The sequence below is a fragment of the Corynebacterium crudilactis genome (assembly GCF_001643015.1).
GTDB classification, from domain to species: domain Bacteria; phylum Actinomycetota; class Actinomycetes; order Mycobacteriales; family Mycobacteriaceae; genus Corynebacterium; species Corynebacterium crudilactis.
On record NZ_CP015622.1, the window covers coordinates 538860 to 558008 of the forward strand.

A 19149-nucleotide genomic window follows, 5' to 3' on the forward strand; every position below is an offset into this window, starting at 1 on the left:
ACTGAAGAAATGTTCAGGGGGGAAAGGGAGTTTTACGTGCTCGACGTAAACGTCTTCGATGAGCTCCGCATCGGCCTGGCCACTGCTGACGACATTCGTCGTTGGTCAAAGGGCGAGGTTAAGAAGCCGGAGACCATCAACTACCGAACCCTCAAGCCTGAGAAGGACGGTCTGTTCTGCGAGCGTATTTTCGGTCCAACTCGCGACTGGGAGTGCGCCTGCGGTAAGTACAAGCGTGTCCGCTACAAGGGCATCATCTGTGAACGCTGTGGCGTTGAGGTCACCAAGTCCAAGGTGCGTCGTGAGCGCATGGGACACATTGAACTCGCTGCACCAGTAACCCACATTTGGTACTTCAAGGGTGTTCCATCCCGTCTGGGTTACCTTTTGGACCTTGCTCCAAAAGACCTCGACCTCATCATCTACTTCGGTGCAAACATCATCACCAGTGTTGATGACGAAGCTCGCCACAGCGACCAGACAACTCTCGAGGCAGAAATGCTTCTGGAGAAGAAGGACGTTGAGGCAGATGCAGAGTCTGATATCGCTGATCGTGCTGAGAAGCTCGAAGAGGATCTCGCTGAACTCGAAGCAGCTGGCGCTAAGGCCGATGCTCGCCGCAAGGTTCAGGCTGCAGCCGATAAGGAAATGCAGCACATCCGTGAGCGTGCACAGCGCGAAATCGATCGTCTAGATGAGGTCTGGCAGACCTTCATCAAGCTTGCTCCAAAGCAGATGATCCGCGATGAGAAGCTCTACGATGAACTGATCGACCGCTACGAGGATTACTTCACTGGTGGTATGGGTGCAGAGTCCATCGAGGCTTTGATCCACAACTTCGACCTCGATGCAGAGGCTGAAGAACTGCGCGACATCATCAACAATGGCAAGGGCCAGAAGAAGATGCGTGCGCTGAAGCGCCTGAAGGTTGTTGCAGCCTTCCAGCGTTCCGGCAACGATCCAGCCGGCATGGTTCTGAATGCGATCCCAGTGATCCCACCAGAGCTTCGCCCAATGGTTCAGCTTGACGGTGGACGCTTCGCGACCTCCGACTTGAACGACCTCTACCGTCGTGTAATCAACCGCAACAACCGCCTCAAGCGCATGATTGAACTCGGTGCACCTGAGATCATCGTGAACAACGAAAAGCGCATGCTGCAGGAATCTGTAGATGCACTGTTCGATAACGGTCGTCGCGGTCGCCCAGTTACCGGACCGGGTAACCGTCCGCTGAAGTCTCTCTCCGACTTGCTCAAGGGCAAGCAGGGTCGTTTCCGTCAGAACCTTCTGGGTAAGCGTGTTGACTATTCTGGTCGTTCCGTAATTATCGTTGGTCCTCAGCTGCGCCTCCACGAATGTGGTCTGCCTAAGCTGATGGCTCTCGAGCTCTTCAAGCCTTTCGTTATGAAGCGCCTTGTGGAGAACGAGTACGCACAGAACATCAAGTCTGCAAAGCGCATGGTTGAGCGCCAGCGCCCTGAGGTGTGGGACGTCCTCGAAGAGGCCATCTCTGAGCACCCAGTGATGCTGAACCGTGCACCAACCCTGCACCGCTTGGGCATTCAGGCTTTCGAGCCTGTCCTTGTTGAAGGTAAGGCTATTCAGCTGCACCCACTGGCTTGTGAAGCTTTCAACGCCGACTTCGATGGTGACCAGATGGCAGTTCACCTGCCACTGTCCGCTGAAGCTCAGGCTGAAGCCCGCGTGCTGATGCTTGCATCCAACAACATTTTGTCCCCAGCTTCAGGCAAGCCATTGGCTATGCCACGTCTGGACATGGTTACTGGCCTGTACTACCTAACTCTGGAGAAGTCTGCAGAAGAGTTCGGCGGACAGGGCGCTTATGCTCCTGCGGATGAGAATGGTCCTGAAAAGGGCATTTACTCCTCCTTGGCAGAAGCAATCATGGCTTATGACCGCGGTGTACTTGGCCTGCAGGCTATAGTGCGCATTCGCCTCAACCACCTTCGCCCACCAGCAGAGGTAGAGGCAGCGCAGTTCCCAGACGGATGGAACCAGGGTGAAACCTGGCTCGCACACACCAGCTTGGGCCGCGTTATGTTCAACGAGATCCTGCCTTGGAACTACCCATACCTTGAGGGCGTCATGGTCCGTAAGGGTGGCGGCTCCGACAAGATCATGCTTGGCGATGTGGTTAATGACCTCGCAGCTAAGTACCCAATGATCACTGTGGCTCAGACCATGGACAAGATGAAGGACGCTGGCTTCTACTGGTCAACCCGTTCCGGCGTCACCATTGCTATGTCTGACGTTCTGGTTCTTCCTAACAAGGAAGAAATGCTGGACCGCTACGAGGAATCTGCACGCCAGATCGAAGTTAAGTACAACCGCGGTAAGCTCACCGGTCGTGAACGCTACGATCGTCTGGTCGAACTGTGGAAGGACGCAACCGACGAGGTTGGACAGGCTGTCGAGGATCTGTACCCAGACGACAACCCAATTCCAATGATCGTGAAGTCCGGTGCTGCCGGTAACATGCGTCAGATCTGGACCCTTGCAGGCATGAAGGGCATGGTTGTGAACTCGAAGGGTGATTACATCACCCGTCCGATTAAGACTTCATTCCGTGAAGGCTTGACCGTTCTCGAGTACTTCAACAACTCACACGGTTCCCGTAAGGGACTTGCCGATACCGCGCTTCGTACCGCTGACTCCGGCTACCTGACCCGTCGTCTTGTCGACGTCGCTCAGGACGTCATCGTCCGCGTCGAGGATTGTGGAACCCGCCAGGGTGTTCGCGTTCCTGTTGCAGCTGAAATCTTGGATGCAACTGGCGCTGTCACCGGTTACACCGGCCATGACCTGATCGAGACTTCTGTCTCTGGTCGTGTTCTGGCTGGCGATGCAACCAACGCTGCAGGAGAAGTTCTTCTCACCGCTGGCACCGACCTGACCGAGCTCAACATTGAGCTTCTGGTTGAGGCTGGCGTCAAGGATGTCAAGGTCCGCTCCGTACTTACTTGCCAGACCCCAACTGGTGTTTGTGCTAAGTGCTACGGCAAGTCCATGGCTTCCGGACAGCAGGTTGATATCGGAGAGGCTGTCGGCATTGTTGCTGCACAGTCCATTGGTGAGCCTGGTACCCAGCTGACCATGCGTACCTTCCACCAAGGTGGTGTCGGTGGCGATATTACCGGCGGTCTGCCTCGTGTTCAGGAGCTTTTCGAAGCACGTGTTCCTAAGAACTGTGCTCCAATCGCTTCTGTTGAAGGCGTTATCCACCTTGAGGATGAAGGCAACTTCTACACTCTGACCATCGTTCCTGATGATGGCTCAGACAACGTTGTCTACGAGAAGCTGTCCAAGCGACAGGGTCTTGCATCCACTCGCGTGGCTATGGAGTCCAACGCTGGTGCGTTCATCGAGCGCACCCTGACCGAAGGTGACCGCGTCACCGTTGGCCAGCGTCTGCTCCGCGGTGCAGCTGATCCACATGACGTGCTCGAGATCCTCGGCCGCCGTGGTGTGGAACAGCACCTCATCGATGAGGTGCAGGCTGTTTACCGTGCACAGGGTGTGGCCATCCACGATAAGCACATCGAAATCATCATTCGACAGATGCTTCGTCGCGGAACCGTCATTGAGTCCGGTTCAACTGAGTTCCTTCCAGGTTCTTTGGTTGACCTCTCTGAGGCGAAGCTGGCTAACTCCGAAGCTATCGGTGCAGGCGGACAGCCTGCAGAGTTGCGCTCTGAGATCATGGGTATCACCAAGGCCTCGCTTGCAACTGAGTCTTGGCTGTCTGCAGCGTCCTTCCAGGAGACCACTCGTGTCCTGACTGATGCTGCCATCAACAAGCGCTCCGATAAGCTCATCGGCCTGAAGGAGAACGTGATCATCGGTAAGCTGATCCCAGCTGGTACCGGTATCTCTCGTTACCGCAACATCTCCATCAAGCCAACTGAGGCTGCCCGCAACGCTGCGTACTCGATCCCAACTTATGGTGAGTCGATCTACGGTGACGATGGATTCGGTGAATTCACCGGCGCGTCCGTCCCACTGGATGAAGCATTCTAGAGCAAGGAACGCCTCTTCCAGCACAGCAATAATTGGTCGCTGAAAAGTTAAGACCCCACCGAGAAATTTCTCGGTGGGGTCTTTCCTCTTTTCATGACAATGTAGAACTGCAACAGGGGGATGGCGCTCACATGAGTCAAGTCAGGGTTAATTATTTAACGATGTGGCTGTGTGCTGATTTAAAGGATTGAATATTTAGAATGGGCGTTCGTATAAAACAGTGCCTATCAGGCGTTTAGGCGGGCATCTAGAGGGGATTATTTTTGGGGCATATGAAACTATTGAGAATCCTGTGAGATTCTGGTGCATCCACCGATTGAATTCGCCAGCGATGTGGAACGAGAATTTGCATCTTAAGCAAGCCGGGGGCCTAGCTCGAGTGTTTAACCAACTCCTGCACTCTTTATGGTGGTTAGAAATATCTAAACATAGGAAACTCTCCGTAATGGCTTCTATCTCAGCGATAAAAGTGCTGGCTTGTTCGATGTAATGCATGTGGCGGGATGATCTATATGCGGGTAACCCCAATCGTGCTGCTTTCTGGACTGATTTGAGTCAAGTTTGCACACAGACGTGGGGAATAAAATCCTTAACCCTCAAATCTTTAGGAAAACCCCCAGATCAAACCTACTTTTATAGATATGTGGAAACTATCTATTGGGATTGCTATTGGTGCTGTGTTGTTAGCTCTAGGGCTGTGGGGCACACATGCTGAGAACTCGGGTATCGCGATTGCTGGCTGGGTTGGTTCTTTTGCTGCTTTTGCCGTGTGGTTTTGGGTTATCTGGCGGGCAGCAGTGGGCAATGTGAAAAGCCCGCTCTAAGATGGCGATTTATGGAGGAGCTGCTGAAACAGGAAGTCAAAGATTTCCTCACTACAAGACGCGCGCGGATTACTCCGGCAGCTGCGGGGATAGAAACATCGTCGTGGAGTGATCGTCGTGTGCCGGGGCTTCGTCGGGAAGAAGTCGCGGATCTTGCGGGTATTTCTTTGGAATACTACATCCGTTTTGAGCGTGGAAACCTCAAAGGTGCGTCGACTGAAATTTTGCAATCTTTGGCGAAGGCTCTGCAGTTAAGTCCGATTGAACAAGAGCACCTTTATAACTTGGCGTATCGCGCAGAGCTCCCGCAAAGTGCACCGGTGCAGGAGAATCCGAGAGCGCCTCTGCAGAGCATCGTTGATGCGATCACTGCCCACCCTGCATGGATTCGCAATGAGCAGATGGATATTCTAGCCACCAATCAGTTGTGTGCGGAGCTGTATGCTCCAATTTTTGAGGATGTGCCGCATCGTCCGAACACTGCGCTGCATTGTTTTACTGGCGCGCATGCTGCAAAGTTTTGGGTTGATCGGGAGCATTTCAGTGCGGAGTTCGCGGCTAAATTACGCCTCGAGTACGCTCGGCGCCCTAGTGCGCCCGGATTAAAAGAGCTTATCGACGAGCTCCACCAGTCGAGTTCCGTTTTTCGCGAGAATTGGGCGTCTGCTGATGTGACATCTTTCGGCGCTGGAATCAAACGTTTTAGGCACCCAACATTGGGTGAAGTCTCTTATAATTACGAGACATTTAATCTCAATAGTGCACCAGGCTATGTGCTTAGCGTGTACTTTTGAGCGCAGAGGGAGACGTCGAAAAGCGTTTTAGTCGCGCAGTTTCGTGGTCACACTGACCCCGCCCATAAACGCTATGCCCTGGATGTGGACGGTAGGCGCATTGTTGGGCAGGCGAGTGGGGGGAAGTGTGACGGCCTTATCGACAGACTGCTCGAAGCCGCCAAAAATGCCGATGCCATCACAAATCACAACAACTCCTTCAGGCACGATGATCTCAATGCCACCCATGAGGGTATAAGCATTGATCTCAATATGGTCGCTTTCAAAGAAAGCATCGCGTAAATCGATCTGATTGCCGCCCATCACGGCGATGGAGGTGTGCGTATTAGGCACCAACCAATCGCCTTTGCGTGCAGAAGCACCCATGATGGAAATTGATATTTTAGAACCATGGGGATTGCCTGTGATGCGCTGGCGGATTAATGAGACAGCATCAGAGATAGTCGGATTAGCGGGGAAGTGCGTGGCTGTAGGTGTCAAAGTAGCGCCAGGGAAGTGCTGGCCGAGAAGGCTCTGCGGGTTGTCATGGACATCAGAAATGAGCTCAATCAGTGCATCTACATGTCTCGCATTCCATGCTTTTGCAGAACGTTCCTCAAATTCCTGGAGTGTTAATTGGCCACGGGAAACGGCTGCAGAAAGCTCATCTACCACTTGATTTCGGTTGAGATCAGTGGCGAGCTTCTTGATAGGTTCACGTTCATTTGGCCCAGTCATGCATCCCAGTGTAGGCCGGGATTTGTAGAAAGTGTGCCTAGCTGATAATGTGAACGGCTGAGTCCCACTCTTGTAGTTGGGAACTGACGGCACCTCGCTAACACGCGCTGGTACCGCCCCTGGTTTTCCGGGACGCGGTGGCGCATGTAGGCATTTAATAGGTTGTTCGTGACATGTTTGGTCGGGCCCCAAAGAGAGCCCCCTTTTTTGCGTGTCTGGACACTTTTTAAATTCTCGCGCCATCGACAAAGCTCAGCTTTCGTGTTCGTCCCCCGGGCGTCACGTCAGAAGACAAAAAGAACAACTCCGAAATAAGGATGGTTCATGCCAACTATTCAGCAGCTGGTCCGTAAGGGCCGCCACGATAAGTCCGTTAAGGTGGCTACCGCGGCACTGAAGGGTTCCCCTCAGCGTCGTGGCGTATGCACCCGTGTGTACACCACCACTCCTAAGAAGCCTAACTCCGCTCTGCGTAAGGTTGCACGTGTGCGCCTTACCTCCGGCATCGAGGTTTCTGCTTACATTCCTGGTGAAGGCCACAACCTGCAGGAGCACTCCATGGTGCTCGTTCGCGGTGGTCGTGTTAAGGACCTCCCAGGTGTTCGTTACAAGATCGTTCGTGGCGCACTGGATACCCAGGGTGTTAAGGACCGCAAGCAGGCTCGTTCCCGCTACGGCGCGAAGAGGGGATAATTAAAAATGCGTAAATCAGCAGCTCCTAAGCGTCCAATTGTTCTGGATCCAGTATACAAGTCTGAGCTCGTTACTCAGCTCGTAAACAAGATCCTTATCGGTGGCAAGAAGTCCACCGCAGAGCGCATCGTCTACGGTGCCCTCGAGATCTGCCGCGAGAAGACCGGCACCGATCCAGTAGGAACCCTCGAGAAGGCTCTTGGCAACATCCGCCCAGACCTCGAAGTTCGTTCCCGCCGTGTTGGTGGCGCTACCTACCAGGTGCCAGTGGATGTTCGCCCAGAGCGCGCAACCACCCTTGCACTGCGTTGGTTGGTAACCTTCACCCGTCAGCGTCGTGAGAACACCATGATCGAGCGTCTTGCAAACGAACTTCTGGATGCAGCCAACGGCCTTGGTGCTTCCGTGAAGCGTCGTGAAGACACTCACAAGATGGCAGAGGCCAACCGCGCCTTCGCTCACTACCGCTGGTAGTACTAGCACGACATGAATGCCCAATCACTTTTAAGATCAACGCCTGCCGGCGCACTTCATATTTGAATATGCTGGCGGTCTGCGTTACTTCAAAGTGACTGGGCTTTTAGTCTCATTAGTGCAGTTCACAGCTGTGAACTAGATAAATTTAAACACTGTTTCGGCAGTATGTTGCTGAAAAATCCATGTCACTTGTGTGGAGCGTGCTGCTTCAAACGCAAGTTAGTGGCAAAATGTAACAAGAGAATTATCCGTAGGTGAAAAACTTTTAAATACTTGGGTATCTGTCATGGATGCCCAAGTGGCTAAAAGGGAATCATCGCAAACTATCAAGTTGGGGTACCACTGTGGCACAAGAAGTGCTTAAGGATCTAAACAAGGTCCGCAACATCGGCATCATGGCGCACATCGATGCTGGTAAGACCACGACCACCGAACGCATCCTCTTCTACACCGGCATTAACCGTAAGGTCGGAGAGACCCACGACGGTGGCGCAACCACCGACTGGATGGAGCAGGAGAAGGAACGCGGCATCACCATTACCTCCGCTGCGGTTACCTGTTTCTGGGATAACAACCAGGTCAACATCATTGACACCCCTGGTCACGTTGACTTCACCGTTGAGGTTGAGCGTTCCCTCCGCGTGCTTGACGGCGCAGTTGCTGTGTTCGACGGCAAGGAAGGCGTTGAGCCACAGTCCGAGCAGGTTTGGCGTCAGGCTACCAAGTACGACGTTCCACGTATCTGCTTCGTGAACAAGATGGATAAGCTCGGTGCTGATTTCTACTTCACCGTTGGTACCATCCAGGATCGTCTTGGTGCAAAGCCATTGATCATGCAGCTCCCAATCGGTGCTGAAGACAACTTCGACGGCGTCGTTGACCTTCTTGAAATGAAGGCTCTGACCTGGCGTGGAGTTACCCCAATTGGTACCGAAGCTACCGTTGAGGAAATCCCAGCTGATCTCGTTGAGCGTGCTGAAGAGTACCGCGAGAAGCTGCTCGAAACCGTTGCAGAATCTGATGAAGCTCTCATGGAGAAGTACTTCGGCGGCGAAGAACTGACCATCGCTGAGATCAAGGCAGCTATCCGCAAGATGGTTGTTAACTCTGAGATCTACCCTGTTTACTGTGGTACTGCATACAAGAACAAGGGCGTTCAGCCTTTGCTCGACGCAGTCATCGACTTCCTGCCATCCCCACTGGATGTTGGCGAGACCCAGGGCACCGACGTTAAGGATCCTGAGAAGGTTCTGACCCGTAAGCCTTCTGACACAGAGCCACTGTCTGCACTTGCATTCAAGATTGCAGCACACCCATTCTTCGGTAAGCTCACCTTCGTTCGTCTGTACTCCGGCAAGGTTGAGCCAGGCGAGCAGGTTCTTAACTCCACCAAGAACAAGAAGGAACGCGTCGGCAAGCTGTTCCAGATGCACGCCAACAAGGAAAACCCTGTTGAGATTGCACACGCTGGTAACATCTACGCATTCATCGGCCTGAAGGACACCACCACCGGTGACACCCTGTGTGATGCTGCTAACCCAATCATTCTTGAGTCCATGGACTTCCCGGATCCAGTTATCCAGGTTGCAATTGAGCCAAAGACCAAGTCTGACCAGGAAAAGCTCGGCCTAGCTATCCAGAAGCTTGCTGAAGAAGACCCAACCTTCACCGTTCACCTGGACGATGAGTCCGGCCAGACCGTCATCGGCGGCATGGGCGAGCTCCACTTGGACGTTCTTGTTGACCGCATGAAGCGCGAGTACAAGGTTGAGGCAAACATCGGTGACCCACAGGTTGCTTACCGTGAGACCATCCGCAAGGCGGTTGAGTCCCTCAGCTACACCCATAAGAAGCAGACCGGTGGTTCCGGTCAGTTCGCTAAGGTCATCATCTCCATCGAGCCTTACGCACCTACCGCAGATGAGCTTGAAGAGGGCGAGTCCGCAACCTACAAGTTCAACAACGCTGTCAGCGGTGGTCGTGTTCCTCGTGAATACATCCCATCTGTCGACGCTGGTATCCAGGATGCAATGCAGTACGGCTTCCTCGCTGGCTACCCACTGGTTAACGTCAAGGCAACCCTTGAAGACGGCGCTTACCACGACGTTGACTCCTCTGAAATGGCCTTCAAGCTCGCTGGTTCCCAGGCGTTCAAGGAAGCTGTTGCAAAGGCAAAGCCAGTTCTTCTGGAGCCAATCATGTCCGTTGAAATCACCACTCCTGAGGAGTACATGGGTGAAGTCATCGGTGACGTAAACTCCCGTCGTGGACAGATTGCTTCCATGGATGATCGTGCGGGTGCCAAGATCGTCAAGGCTAAGGTTCCACTGTCACAGATGTTCGGTTACGTCGGTGACCTGCGTTCCAAGACCCAGGGTCGTGCAAACTACTCCATGGTCTTCGATTCCTACGCAGAGGTCCCAGCCAACGTTGCAGCAGATGTTATTGCTGAGCGCAACGGCACCGCTTCCTAAGACCTCTTAGGTCCAAAAGAAGCAAGCGTCGAAAAGCATTTGCTTTTCGACGCACCCCTCACCACCCCGCGCGTTATAGCGTGTCAGTAGGCGCGTAAGGTGGAGTAGGGTAGCGGCTTGTTAAGTATTTTGAAATCGGCTATAAGGCAAGATTCCGATGTATTTAGCTGGCCGTTACCCTGCGAATATCCACAGGGTAGCTGGTAGTTTGAAAATCAACGCCGTTGCCCTTAGGATTCAGTAACTGGCACATTTTGTAATGCGCTAGATCTGTGTGTAAAGCCTTCCGGTGGATCATGACAGTGAAAGCAAACCAATATCGTGGCTGCGAAAGTCGTAGCCACCACGAAGTCCAGGAGGACATACAGTGGCAAAGGCGAAGTTCGAGCGTACCAAGCCCCACGTTAACATCGGCACCATCGGTCACGTTGACCATGGTAAGACCACCACCACCGCGGCTATCACCAAGGTTCTGGCTGACGCTTACCCTGAGCTCAACGAGGCTTTCGCCTTCGACTCCATCGATAAGGCTCCAGAGGAGAAGGAACGTGGCATCACGATCAACATCTCCCACGTTGAGTACCAGACCGAAAAGCGCCACTACGCACACGTTGACGCTCCAGGCCACGCCGACTACATCAAGAACATGATCACCGGCGCTGCTCAGATGGACGGCGCAATCCTCGTTGTTGCTGCTACCGACGGCCCAATGCCACAGACCCGTGAGCACGTTCTTCTTGCTCGCCAGGTTGGCGTTCCTTACATCCTCGTTGCTCTTAACAAGTGCGACATGGTTGACGATGAGGAAATCATCGAGCTCGTCGAGATGGAAGTTCGCGAACTTCTTGCTGAGCAGGACTACGACGAAGAGGCTCCAATTGTTCACATCTCCGCTCTGAAGGCTCTTGAGGGCGACGAGAAGTGGGGCAAGCAGATTCTTGAGCTCATGCAGGCTTGTGACGACAACGTCCCAGACCCAATCCGTGAGACCGAGAAGCCATTCCTCATGCCTATCGAGGATATCTTCACCATCACCGGTCGTGGCACCGTTGTTACCGGTCGTGTTGAGCGTGGCACCCTGAACGTTAACGATGACGTTGACATCATCGGCATCAAGGAAAAGTCCACCTCTACCACCGTTACCGGTATCGAGATGTTCCGTAAGCTTCTTGACTCCGCTGAAGCTGGCGACAACTGTGGTCTGCTTCTTCGCGGCATCAAGCGCGAAGACGTTGAGCGTGGCCAGGTTATCGTTAAGCCAGGCGCTTACACCCCTCACACCGAGTTCGAGGGCTCTGTCTACGTTCTTGCTAAGGATGAGGGCGGCCGCCACACCCCATTCTTCGACAACTACCGTCCTCAGTTCTACTTCCGCACCACCGACGTTACCGGTGTTGTGAAGCTGCCAGAGGGCACCGAGATGGTTATGCCTGGCGATAACGTCGACATGTCCGTCACCCTGATCCAGCCTGTCGCTATGGACGAGGGCCTGCGTTTCGCTATTCGCGAAGGCTCCCGCACCGTTGGCGCTGGCCGTGTCACCAAGATCATCAAGTAATTTGATGCTCTAACTGTTGAAGCTTTTTAGGCTTTGACAAACTTACAGCGGTCCCAGAGGATAATTCCTCTGGGACCGCTGTTTTTGTATTTCGAGGGCCATGGCCTCGGGAGAGCATCCTTGGGGAACTACAATCAAGAGCCATGAAGGATCCTTCTCGCATTCCCCAGGTTCTCGCCCAGCTACAACGAGTCTGGGAGGCACAGCCAGATCTCACGTTGCCAACACTTTTCGGCATGCTAGGTAATCGGGGCATCGGTTGGGGGAACACCGATGAAGATCTTGTGGAAGCACTTCTTACTCTCTATCGAGAGAATCCCGGTGAGGTGCGTGGTTATGCTGCAGCTTGTGCTCCAATGTCTGAAGAGGTAGTCCGGGGTCGTTTTCTCGTTGAAACAGAATCACCAGCTTTTCGAGTGACTGTAGATCCATATCGCGTCAGCGTGCGAAGAATAAACAGGGAACAGCCGGCACCTCAGCCCGGAGTATGGGAATTTGAAAAGCTTCGACGCTGTCGCTCAGGCGAACCGCTAGTTATTACGGATACCGAAGGTGTCGAGCACCGGTTTGGAGTAGTCGTGCGTATTACTTTGCTCAATGAAAATCCAACCGCTGAGATCGAGAGCTTGACTGGAGTGCGTCGCAGAAAGTTGGGGGATAAGACTTATCAGCTTATTTTTGATGATGGAGATACTGCGTTACTCAATCATGGGCTCGAACTTTATCAATCCTCGCGGCGAACTGTGGAGCAGCGCAGTGTGAAGTGGGATCAACTGATCAGTGCTACTCCGGGGCAGACATTTAAAGTACAGGAAACTGGCAGTGGGGCAGTGATGGAACTAGGGATGCTGGAAAAGATTATTCCTCTAGAGGGCTGAACCTCGTAGGGGCGGGTGGGTTCTAACAATAGAGTTTCTTTGGCTAAGTGTGAAACATTTCACTTTGAACTTTCTGCGTGAAAGAGGAAAGTTTCTGCAGATAGGGGTTGTACTCCAGGTGGCTTTATGGTTAACTACTTGAGTTGCCTTAACACGGTGCGAATTAAACGCACCAGTTGGTAAGGCAAACATGACACCTTCAATTGAGGTCGAGGAACATGCAAGTGTGATTCAACTTCAGGGGGTATCCACTGTAGCCGGGTAACTGGTGAAGGCGGAACCGGAGAAGGGGCATGGTAAATAAACAGCGGCAGTTACGTTAGGGCCTAGATCACGCATTTTGGTCCCTTCCGATTTTCCTGATTTATATCGGGTTCATCGTGGCGCGTTTTATTTGCACAGCGCCCGTGATCCAATGTCAGACACATGTGACAGGTCAGGTTAAACACTGGCGTTGCGCCCGAGCCCCTAGCCCGGACAACGTTATAGAGTAAAGAATTAAGCGAATTCCCACCGCTTTTCCAATTATGGAAGATGTGGGACTAGCGAGGAAGAGGATAAGCGTGGCGGGACAAAAGATCCGCATTAGGCTCAAGGCCTACGACCACGAAGCGATTGATGCGTCTGCACGCAAAATCGTTGAGACGGTCACCCGTACGGGTGCCCGAGTCGTTGGACCGGTGCCTTTGCCTACCGAAAAGAACGTATACGCCGTTATTCGTTCTCCACATAAGTACAAGGATTCTCGCGAGCACTTCGAGATGCGCACTCACAAGCGCCTGATCGACATCCTCGACCCGACGCCGAAGACTGTTGATGCACTTATGCGCATCGACCTTCCGGCCAGCGTCGACGTGAATATTCAGTGATCGACGGAATTTTTGGCAGCGGAGAATAAATAATGAGTGAAAACGAGATCAAGGGCATTCTGGGCACAAAGCTCGGCATGACTCAGATCTTCGACGAGGAAAACCGCGTTATTCCGGTTACCGTCGTTGAAGCGGGTCCATGCGTAGTTTCCCAGATTCGCACCGTTGAGACCGATGGCTACAACGCCATCCAAATTGCTTACGGCGAAATCGACCCACGCAAGGTGAACCAGCCTTTGACTGGTCACTACAACAAAGCAGGCGTTACCCCCCGCCGTCACGTCACCGAGATTCGTATGGACGATATCTCCGGTTACGAGCTCGGCCAGGATGTTACCGTGGAGATCTTCAACGACATTAAGTTCGTTGACGTCACCGGTACCTCCAAGGGTAAGGGCTTCGCCGGCGCTATGAAGCGTCACGGCTTTGCTGGCCAGGGTGCTGGCCACGGTAACCAGGCTGCACACCGCCGCGTTGGTGGCATTGGTGCAGCTGCTACCCCAGGTCGCATCTTCAAGGGCAAGCGTATGGCTGGCCGTATGGGTAATGACCGCGTCACCACCCAGAACCTCAAGGTTCAGAAGATTGACGCCGATGCCAACATCATCCTTATCAAGGGCGCAATCCCTGGTAACCGTGGTGGCATCGTTACCGTTAAGACCGCAGTGAAGGGCGGTGCACACGCATGACGAATCTGAAGCTGGATGTTCAGACCGCTGATGGAAACATCAACGGTTCTGTAGAACTCCCTGCAGAGATTTTTGACCGTGAGGTTTCCGTCGCACTGCTGCACCAGGTTGTCAACGCACAGCTTGCAGCAGCTCGACAGGGCACCCACTCCACCAAGACCCGTGCTGAAGTAAGTGGCGGTGGCCGTAAGCCATTCCGCCAGAAGGGAACCGGTCGCGCTCGTCAGGGCTCGATCCGTGCACCTCACTTCACCGGTGGTGGCATTTCCCACGGCCCTAAGCCACGCGACTACTCTCAGCGCACCCCTAAGAAGATGATCAAGGCTGCACTTTACGGTGCGCTTTCCGATCGTGCACGCACTGCACGCATCCACGTCATCTCCGAATTGGTGCCTGGCCAGAAGCCTTCGACCAAGTCTGCAAAGGCTTTCATCGAGCGTCTGACCGAGCGTAAGTCCGTACTGCTCGTACTGAGCCGTGAGGATCTTAACGCCCAGAGGAGTGCTAACAACCTGCCTGGCGTCCACATTCTGGCCGCTGATCAGCTGAACACCTACGACGTTCTCAAGTCTGACGACGTTGTGTTCTCCGTTGAGGCTCTCCACACCTTCATCAACCGCGCTTCTGGTGCGGCACAGGAGGAGCAGAACTAATGGCTACTATCGCCAACCCACGCGACATCATCATCGCACCGGTCGTTTCTGAGAAGTCTTACGGCCTCATGGAGCAGAACGTTTACACGTTCTTCGTCTCCACTGACGCTAACAAGACTCAGATTAAGATTGCCATCGAAGAGATCTTCGGCGTCAAGGTTGCATCTGTGAACACCCTTAACCGTGCAGGTAAGCGCAAGCGCTCCCGCTCCGGCTTCGGTACTCGCAAAGCCACCAAGCGCGCTTATGTGACTCTTCGCGAAGGCAGCGACTCCATCGACATCTTCAACGGCTCCGTCGCTTAAGACGTCGATAGAAAAGGACACATTATGGCTATTCGTAAGTACAAGCCGACAACCCCGGGTCGCCGTCAGAGCTCCGTTTCCATGTTCTCGGAGATCACCCGCTCGACCCCTGAGAAGTCACTTCTTCGCCCACTGAGCAAGACCGGCGGACGTAACTCTCACGGCCACATCACCACCCGTCACCGCGGTGGTGGACACAAGCGTCGTTTCCGCGTCATCGACTTCCGTCGTAATGACAAGGACGGCGTCCTGGCGAAGGTCGCTCACATCGAGTACGACCCGAACCGTACCGCTAACATTGCACTGCTTCACTACTTCGATGGCGAGAAGCGTTACATCCTCGCACCGAAGGGCCTGACCCAGGGCACCGTTATCGAGTCCGGCGCTGCTGCGGACATCAAGGTTGGCAACAACCTTCCACTTCGCAACATCCCAACTGGTACCACCATCCACAACGTGGAGTTGAAGCCAGGCGCAGGTGCTAAGCTGGCTCGTTCAGCTGGTACTTCCATTCAGCTTCTTGGTAAGGAAGGCGCTTACGCAGTTCTGCGTATGCCATCCACCGAGATCCGCCGCGTAGACATTCGCTGCCGCGCAACTGTTGGTGAGGTCGGCAACGCCGATCAGATCAACATTCGCTGGGGTAAAGCTGGTCGTATGCGTTGGAAGGGCTGGCGCCCATCCGTCCGAGGTGTCGTAATGAACCCGGTCGACCACCCACACGGTGGTGGTGAAGGTAAGACTTCTGGTGGACGTCACCCTGTCTCCCCATGGGGACAGAAGGAAGGCCGCACCCGCAGCCCTAAGCGCTACAGCGATGACATGATTGTCCGTCGCCGTCGTGCTAACAAGAACAAGAAGCGCTAAGAGGAGGTAACGAAGAATGCCACGCAGCCTTAAAAAGGGCCCTTTCGTCGATGAGCACCTCCTCAACAAGGTAGACGCTCAGAACGAAAAGGGAACCAAGCAGGTCATCAAGACCTGGTCCCGCCGTTCCACCATTCTCCCCGATTTCATCGGTCACACCTTTGCCGTCCATGATGGACGCAAGCATGTGCCTGTATTCGTGGATGATGCCATGGTTGGCCACAAGCTGGGCGAATTCGCCCCTACCAAGACCTTCAAGGGTCATATCAAGGACGACAAGAAGGGACGTCGATAAGCGATGAGTGACAACATCACCTCCGCACGCGCGACCGCTCGCTTCGTCCGCGTCAGCCCTATGAAGGCTCGTCGCGTGATTGACCTCGTTCGCGGCAAGACTGTCGTCGAAGCACTGTCTATCCTGAAGTACGCGCCACAGGCAGCAGCTGAGCCTGTAGCAAAGGTTGTTGCATCTGCAGCAGCTAACGCTGAGAACAACTTCGGCCTGGATCCACGCACCCTGGTTATCTCCGAGGCTTACGTCGACGAAGGTCCAACCATGAAGCGCTTCCAGCCACGTGCTCAGGGACGTGCTTTCCAGATCCGTAAGCGCAGCAGCCACATCACTGTGGTCGTTGACAGCCAGAAGGAAGGAGCCAACTAGTGGGCCAGAAGATCCATCCACACGGCCTCCGATTGGGCATCACTTCCGACTGGAAGTCCCATTGGTACGCCGATAAGTCTTACGCAGCTTACGTTGCTGAAGACATCAAGATTCGCGAATTCCTGTCCAAGGGCCTCGACCGCGCCGGCATCGCCGACGTTGTCATCGAGCGCACCCGCGACCGCGTTCGCGTTGACATCCACACCGCTCGCCCAGGCATCGTCATTGGTCGTCGTGGCGCTGAGGCTGACCGCATTCGTCGTGAGCTCGAGAAGCTTTCCGGCAAGCAGGTTGCCCTCAACATCCTCGAGGTCAAGAACGTCGATGCTAACGCTCAGCTGGTGGCTCAGTCCATCGCCGAGCAGCTGACCAACCGCGTGGCATTCCGTCGCGCAATGCGCAAGGCTATCCAGTCTGCAATGCGTCAGCCACAGGTTAAGGGCATCAAGGTTGTGTGTTCTGGTCGTCTCGGCGGTGCCGAGATGTCCCGTACCGAGCGTTACCATGAAGGCCGCGTTCCACTGCACACCCTTCGCGCTGAAATCGATTACGGCACCTACGAGGCTCACACCACTTTCGGACGCATCGGCGTCAAGGTGTGGATCTACAAGGGTGACGTCGTTGGTGGACGTCGCGAGAGCGAGATCAATGCACCCGCAGAGCGTCGCGGCCGCGGCGACCGCAACGCACGTCCGCGTCGTGGTGGCCAGCGTCGTCAGCGTGCTGAGCAGAAGCAGGAGGGCTAAACATGCTTATTCCTAAGCGCGTTAAGTACCGTCGCCAGCACCGCCCAACCCGTAGCGGTATCTCTAAGGGCGGCAACCGCGTCACTTTCGGTGAGTACGGCATCCAGGCTCTCGAGCCTGCCTACATCACCAACCGTCAGATTGAATCTGCACGTATCGCAATCAACCGCCACGTCAAGCGTGGTGGCAAGGTTTGGATCAACATCTTCCCAGATCGCCCACTGACCCAGAAGCCACTCGGCGTTCGTATGGGTTCCGGTAAGGGTCCTGTGGAGAAGTGGGTTGCAAACATCAAGCCGGGCCGTATTCTCTTCGAGATGAGCTACCCGGACGAAGCAACTGCTCTCGAGGCACTTCGCCGCGCAGGCCAGAAGCTTCCATGCAAGGTCCGTATCGTCAAGAGGGAGGATCAGCTCTAATGGCTATCGGTACCCCAGCACACGAGTTCCGTGAGCTCAACGAAGAAGAACTGGTCACCCGCCTCAACGAGGCTAAGGAAGAACTCTTCAACCTTCGCTTTCAGCTTGCCACTGGCCAGCTGACCAACAACCGCCGCCTGCGCACCGTCAAGCGCGACATCGCCCGCATTTACACCGTTATTCGCGAGCGTGAGCTGGGCTTGTCTGTGGTTCCGGGAGCTGAGGCTTAATTATGAGTGAGGCAAACGTGAACAACCAGGAAAAGAGCACCCGCAAGGTTCGCACCGGCTACGTGGTTTCTGACAAGATGCAGAAGACCATTGTTGTCGAGGTCGAAGACCGCAAGCAGCACGCTCTCTACGGCAAGATTCTTCGCTCCGCGAAGAAGGTTAAGGCTCATGATGAGGAGCAGATCGCCGGAATCGGTGACTTGGTTCGCATCGAAGAGACTCGTCCATTGTCCAAGGACAAGAACTTCCGCCTGATCGAGATCATCGAAAAGGCTAAGTAATCTGGGCGTCATCTCGAATGATGACCTCTTGCTATTCGCTTAACGCGAATGCTTAACACCCCTGATGGAATTCCATCAGGGGTGTTTTCTAATTTCTACCTGTGTTCTGGGAACTCAGCTATACGAGGGATAGTCGAAGATGCCCATCGATACCTTTGGGAAGATCTCCACGCCCAGAGAGAACTCCATTATCGATGAAGAACGTAAATGTGTACTTTTCTGTGACGCCTTCTGCAGTTGCTCCGCCAGCATGACCATAAATTACTTGAAGCTCTGAATCTGAAATCCGAGTGACAGATTCCACCTCTTTCATTTCAAAAGGTGCAGGATGAGTGACTAGTTGTCCATTATGAAATAGCACGAGGGCATCGGAGATAGCAGAGCCAGTACCGGCTGGACCTAGCGTGCCACCATTAGAACCATTGAGTACGACATAACTTAATTCCGCACATGAGTCATACCCGTTTTCTCCCATTTGAAAATGGTAAAACATGTCAGGGATCTGAAGAACGGAGTCTGGTGTGGCACCTAGTTCACCAACAGGAGTCCGAGATTGTGCAAGGAACTGACCAAAATCAGAGGTGCGTGGATCCACGTTGCATTGCACAGGTGTTGTGGAAGCTGCTGTGGAGGAAGCAACAGTTTCAGGTTCTGGTGTGGGTGTAGCGGTAACCGTAGAGGTGATTGTCGAAGCAGGTTTACTTGACGTGTCGGTGGAGCGATCCTCAAGAGCAACGCATCCGCTGAGCAATGCTGTAATGAGTAGAGCCCCGCTTCCTATACTTAATACTCGGAACATGGGCATGGCATTTACCCCCTAGATTTGGTGGCTATCTGTACCACAGAAGATACAGGTGCGGGGAGCTGACAGGTATATCGGAAACTAGACCTATAGTGTTGCTTATTGAAGTGCAACTGGGATTTGTACTCGGGGGTAGAGATATGGTTAGATATACAGGTTGTCTGTGTAGGTCGG

Annotated in this window: 21 protein-coding genes; 19 read left to right on the top strand and 2 right to left on the bottom strand. The window is 53.9% G+C overall.

Features of this window, described 5'->3' with window-relative positions; translation table 11 throughout:
* The first annotated feature begins 36 nt into the window (after positions 1–36).
* The 3 genes from ccrud_RS02555 to ccrud_RS02565 all read left to right on the top strand — a co-directional run bounded on the left by ccrud_RS02555 (position 37) and on the right by ccrud_RS02565 (position 5656).
* The gene (locus ccrud_RS02555) at positions 37–4038 is read left to right on the top strand and encodes a DNA-directed RNA polymerase subunit beta' (protein ID WP_066564425.1); all 4002 of its coding nucleotides are present in this window, start codon (positions 37–39) and stop codon (positions 4036–4038) included.
* A gap of 641 nt (positions 4039–4679) precedes the next feature.
* On the top strand, positions 4680–4862 hold the full coding sequence (locus ccrud_RS02560) for a hypothetical protein (protein WP_066564436.1): 183 nt from the start codon (positions 4680–4682) through the stop codon (positions 4860–4862).
* An 11-nt stretch (positions 4863–4873) separates the two neighbouring features.
* Positions 4874–5656, top strand: coding sequence for a helix-turn-helix domain-containing protein (locus ccrud_RS02565; RefSeq protein WP_066564438.1), 783 nt, complete (start codon positions 4874–4876; stop codon positions 5654–5656).
* A 27-nt stretch (positions 5657–5683) separates the two neighbouring features.
* On the opposite strand, the gene ccrud_RS02570 is transcribed toward ccrud_RS02565, so the two are convergent.
* The gene (locus ccrud_RS02570) at positions 5684–6373 is read right to left on the bottom strand and encodes a DUF1707 SHOCT-like domain-containing protein (RefSeq protein ID WP_066564440.1); all 690 of its coding nucleotides are present in this window, start codon (positions 6371–6373) and stop codon (positions 5684–5686) included.
* Positions 6374–6697: 324 nt separating this feature from the next.
* Between ccrud_RS02570 and rpsL the strand changes: the two genes are divergently transcribed.
* From rpsL to rpsQ, 16 genes are all read left to right on the top strand, one after another.
* On the top strand, positions 6698–7066 hold the full coding sequence (gene rpsL, locus ccrud_RS02575) for a 30S ribosomal protein S12 (RefSeq protein WP_066564442.1): 369 nt from the start codon (positions 6698–6700) through the stop codon (positions 7064–7066).
* A gap of 6 nt (positions 7067–7072) precedes the next feature.
* Positions 7073–7540 carry a 30S ribosomal protein S7 gene (gene rpsG / locus ccrud_RS02580; protein ID WP_066564445.1) on the top strand — a complete coding sequence of 156 codons (468 nt, stop codon included), beginning with the start codon at positions 7073–7075 and terminating at the stop codon, positions 7538–7540.
* Between the two features lie 347 nt (positions 7541–7887).
* Entirely contained in the window at positions 7888–10017 is a 2130-nt protein-coding gene (gene fusA, locus ccrud_RS02585; protein WP_066564447.1) for an elongation factor G, read from the top strand.
* 367 nt (positions 10018–10384) lie between these two features.
* Positions 10385–11575, top strand: a complete 1191-nt coding sequence (gene tuf / locus ccrud_RS02590) for an elongation factor Tu (protein WP_066564449.1) — start codon at positions 10385–10387, stop codon at positions 11573–11575.
* A 143-nt stretch (positions 11576–11718) separates the two neighbouring features.
* The gene (locus tag ccrud_RS02595; protein ID WP_066564452.1) at positions 11719–12453 is read left to right on the top strand and encodes a hypothetical protein; all 735 of its coding nucleotides are present in this window, start codon (positions 11719–11721) and stop codon (positions 12451–12453) included.
* Positions 12454–13016: 563 nt separating this feature from the next.
* Positions 13017–13322 (top strand): 30S ribosomal protein S10, encoded by a 306-nt coding sequence (gene rpsJ, locus ccrud_RS02600; protein WP_003854291.1) that lies wholly within the window; start codon positions 13017–13019, stop codon positions 13320–13322.
* Between the two features lie 32 nt (positions 13323–13354).
* Positions 13355–14011, top strand: coding sequence for a 50S ribosomal protein L3 (rplC, locus tag ccrud_RS02605; RefSeq protein ID WP_066564456.1), 657 nt, complete (start codon positions 13355–13357; stop codon positions 14009–14011).
* Positions 14008–14664 (top strand): 50S ribosomal protein L4, encoded by a 657-nt coding sequence (gene rplD, locus ccrud_RS02610; RefSeq protein ID WP_066564466.1) that lies wholly within the window; start codon positions 14008–14010, stop codon positions 14662–14664. The genes rplC and rplD overlap by 4 nt, the downstream gene beginning before the upstream one ends.
* A complete protein-coding gene (rplW, locus tag ccrud_RS02615; RefSeq protein WP_066564468.1) occupies positions 14664–14969 on the top strand; it encodes a 50S ribosomal protein L23 in 306 nt (101 codons plus the stop codon). Before rplD ends, rplW begins: the two co-directional genes overlap by 1 nt.
* A 24-nt stretch (positions 14970–14993) precedes the next feature.
* Complete coding sequence (gene rplB / locus ccrud_RS02620; protein ID WP_066564470.1) at positions 14994–15836, top strand: 50S ribosomal protein L2; 843 nt, start codon at positions 14994–14996, stop codon at positions 15834–15836.
* Positions 15837–15852: 16 nt separating this feature from the next.
* On the top strand, positions 15853–16131 hold the full coding sequence (gene rpsS, locus ccrud_RS02625) for a 30S ribosomal protein S19 (protein WP_015650392.1): 279 nt from the start codon (positions 15853–15855) through the stop codon (positions 16129–16131).
* 3 nt (positions 16132–16134) lie between these two features.
* Positions 16135–16497 carry a 50S ribosomal protein L22 gene (rplV, locus tag ccrud_RS02630; RefSeq protein WP_066564472.1) on the top strand — a complete coding sequence of 121 codons (363 nt, stop codon included), beginning with the start codon at positions 16135–16137 and terminating at the stop codon, positions 16495–16497.
* On the top strand, positions 16497–17243 hold the full coding sequence (gene rpsC / locus ccrud_RS02635) for a 30S ribosomal protein S3 (protein WP_066564474.1): 747 nt from the start codon (positions 16497–16499) through the stop codon (positions 17241–17243). The genes rplV and rpsC overlap by 1 nt, the downstream gene beginning before the upstream one ends.
* Before the next feature lie 2 nt (positions 17244–17245).
* Positions 17246–17662 (top strand): 50S ribosomal protein L16, encoded by a 417-nt coding sequence (gene rplP, locus ccrud_RS02640; RefSeq protein ID WP_003854302.1) that lies wholly within the window; start codon positions 17246–17248, stop codon positions 17660–17662.
* Positions 17662–17892 carry a 50S ribosomal protein L29 gene (rpmC, locus tag ccrud_RS02645; RefSeq protein WP_003854304.1) on the top strand — a complete coding sequence of 77 codons (231 nt, stop codon included), beginning with the start codon at positions 17662–17664 and terminating at the stop codon, positions 17890–17892. The genes rplP and rpmC overlap by 1 nt, the downstream gene beginning before the upstream one ends.
* Before the next feature lie 2 nt (positions 17893–17894).
* Positions 17895–18173, top strand: coding sequence for a 30S ribosomal protein S17 (gene rpsQ, locus ccrud_RS02650; protein WP_066564481.1), 279 nt, complete (start codon positions 17895–17897; stop codon positions 18171–18173).
* A 118-nt stretch (positions 18174–18291) separates the two neighbouring features.
* On the opposite strand, the gene ccrud_RS02655 is transcribed toward rpsQ, so the two are convergent.
* Positions 18292–18978, bottom strand: coding sequence for an LppP/LprE family lipoprotein (locus ccrud_RS02655; RefSeq protein ID WP_066564484.1), 687 nt, complete (start codon positions 18976–18978; stop codon positions 18292–18294).
* Positions 18979–19149 lie beyond the last annotated feature (171 nt).

Coding starts and splice junctions, on each gene's coding strand:
- ccrud_RS02560 (WP_066564436.1), top strand. CDS start 4,680: ATGTGGAAACTATCTATTGGGATTGCTATTGGTGCTGTGTTGTTAGCT.
- rpsG (WP_066564445.1), top strand. CDS start 7,073: ATGCGTAAATCAGCAGCTCCTAAGCGTCCAATTGTTCTGGATCCAGTA.
- ccrud_RS02570 (WP_066564440.1), bottom strand. CDS start 6,373: ATGACTGGGCCAAATGAACGTGAACCTATCAAGAAGCTCGCCACTGAT.
- rplP (WP_003854302.1), top strand. CDS start 17,246: ATGCTTATTCCTAAGCGCGTTAAGTACCGTCGCCAGCACCGCCCAACC.
- rplB (WP_066564470.1), top strand. CDS start 14,994: ATGGCTATTCGTAAGTACAAGCCGACAACCCCGGGTCGCCGTCAGAGC.
- rplW (WP_066564468.1), top strand. CDS start 14,664: ATGGCTACTATCGCCAACCCACGCGACATCATCATCGCACCGGTCGTT.
- ccrud_RS02565 (WP_066564438.1), top strand. CDS start 4,874: ATGGAGGAGCTGCTGAAACAGGAAGTCAAAGATTTCCTCACTACAAGA.
- rpsS (WP_015650392.1), top strand. CDS start 15,853: ATGCCACGCAGCCTTAAAAAGGGCCCTTTCGTCGATGAGCACCTCCTC.
- rpsL (WP_066564442.1), top strand. CDS start 6,698: ATGCCAACTATTCAGCAGCTGGTCCGTAAGGGCCGCCACGATAAGTCC.
- rplC (WP_066564456.1), top strand. CDS start 13,355: ATGAGTGAAAACGAGATCAAGGGCATTCTGGGCACAAAGCTCGGCATG.
- rplV (WP_066564472.1), top strand. CDS start 16,135: ATGAGTGACAACATCACCTCCGCACGCGCGACCGCTCGCTTCGTCCGC.
- rpmC (WP_003854304.1), top strand. CDS start 17,662: ATGGCTATCGGTACCCCAGCACACGAGTTCCGTGAGCTCAACGAAGAA.
- ccrud_RS02655 (WP_066564484.1), bottom strand. CDS start 18,978: ATGCCCATGTTCCGAGTATTAAGTATAGGAAGCGGGGCTCTACTCATT.
- rplD (WP_066564466.1), top strand. CDS start 14,008: ATGACGAATCTGAAGCTGGATGTTCAGACCGCTGATGGAAACATCAAC.
- rpsQ (WP_066564481.1), top strand. CDS start 17,895: ATGAGTGAGGCAAACGTGAACAACCAGGAAAAGAGCACCCGCAAGGTT.
- ccrud_RS02595 (WP_066564452.1), top strand. CDS start 11,719: ATGAAGGATCCTTCTCGCATTCCCCAGGTTCTCGCCCAGCTACAACGA.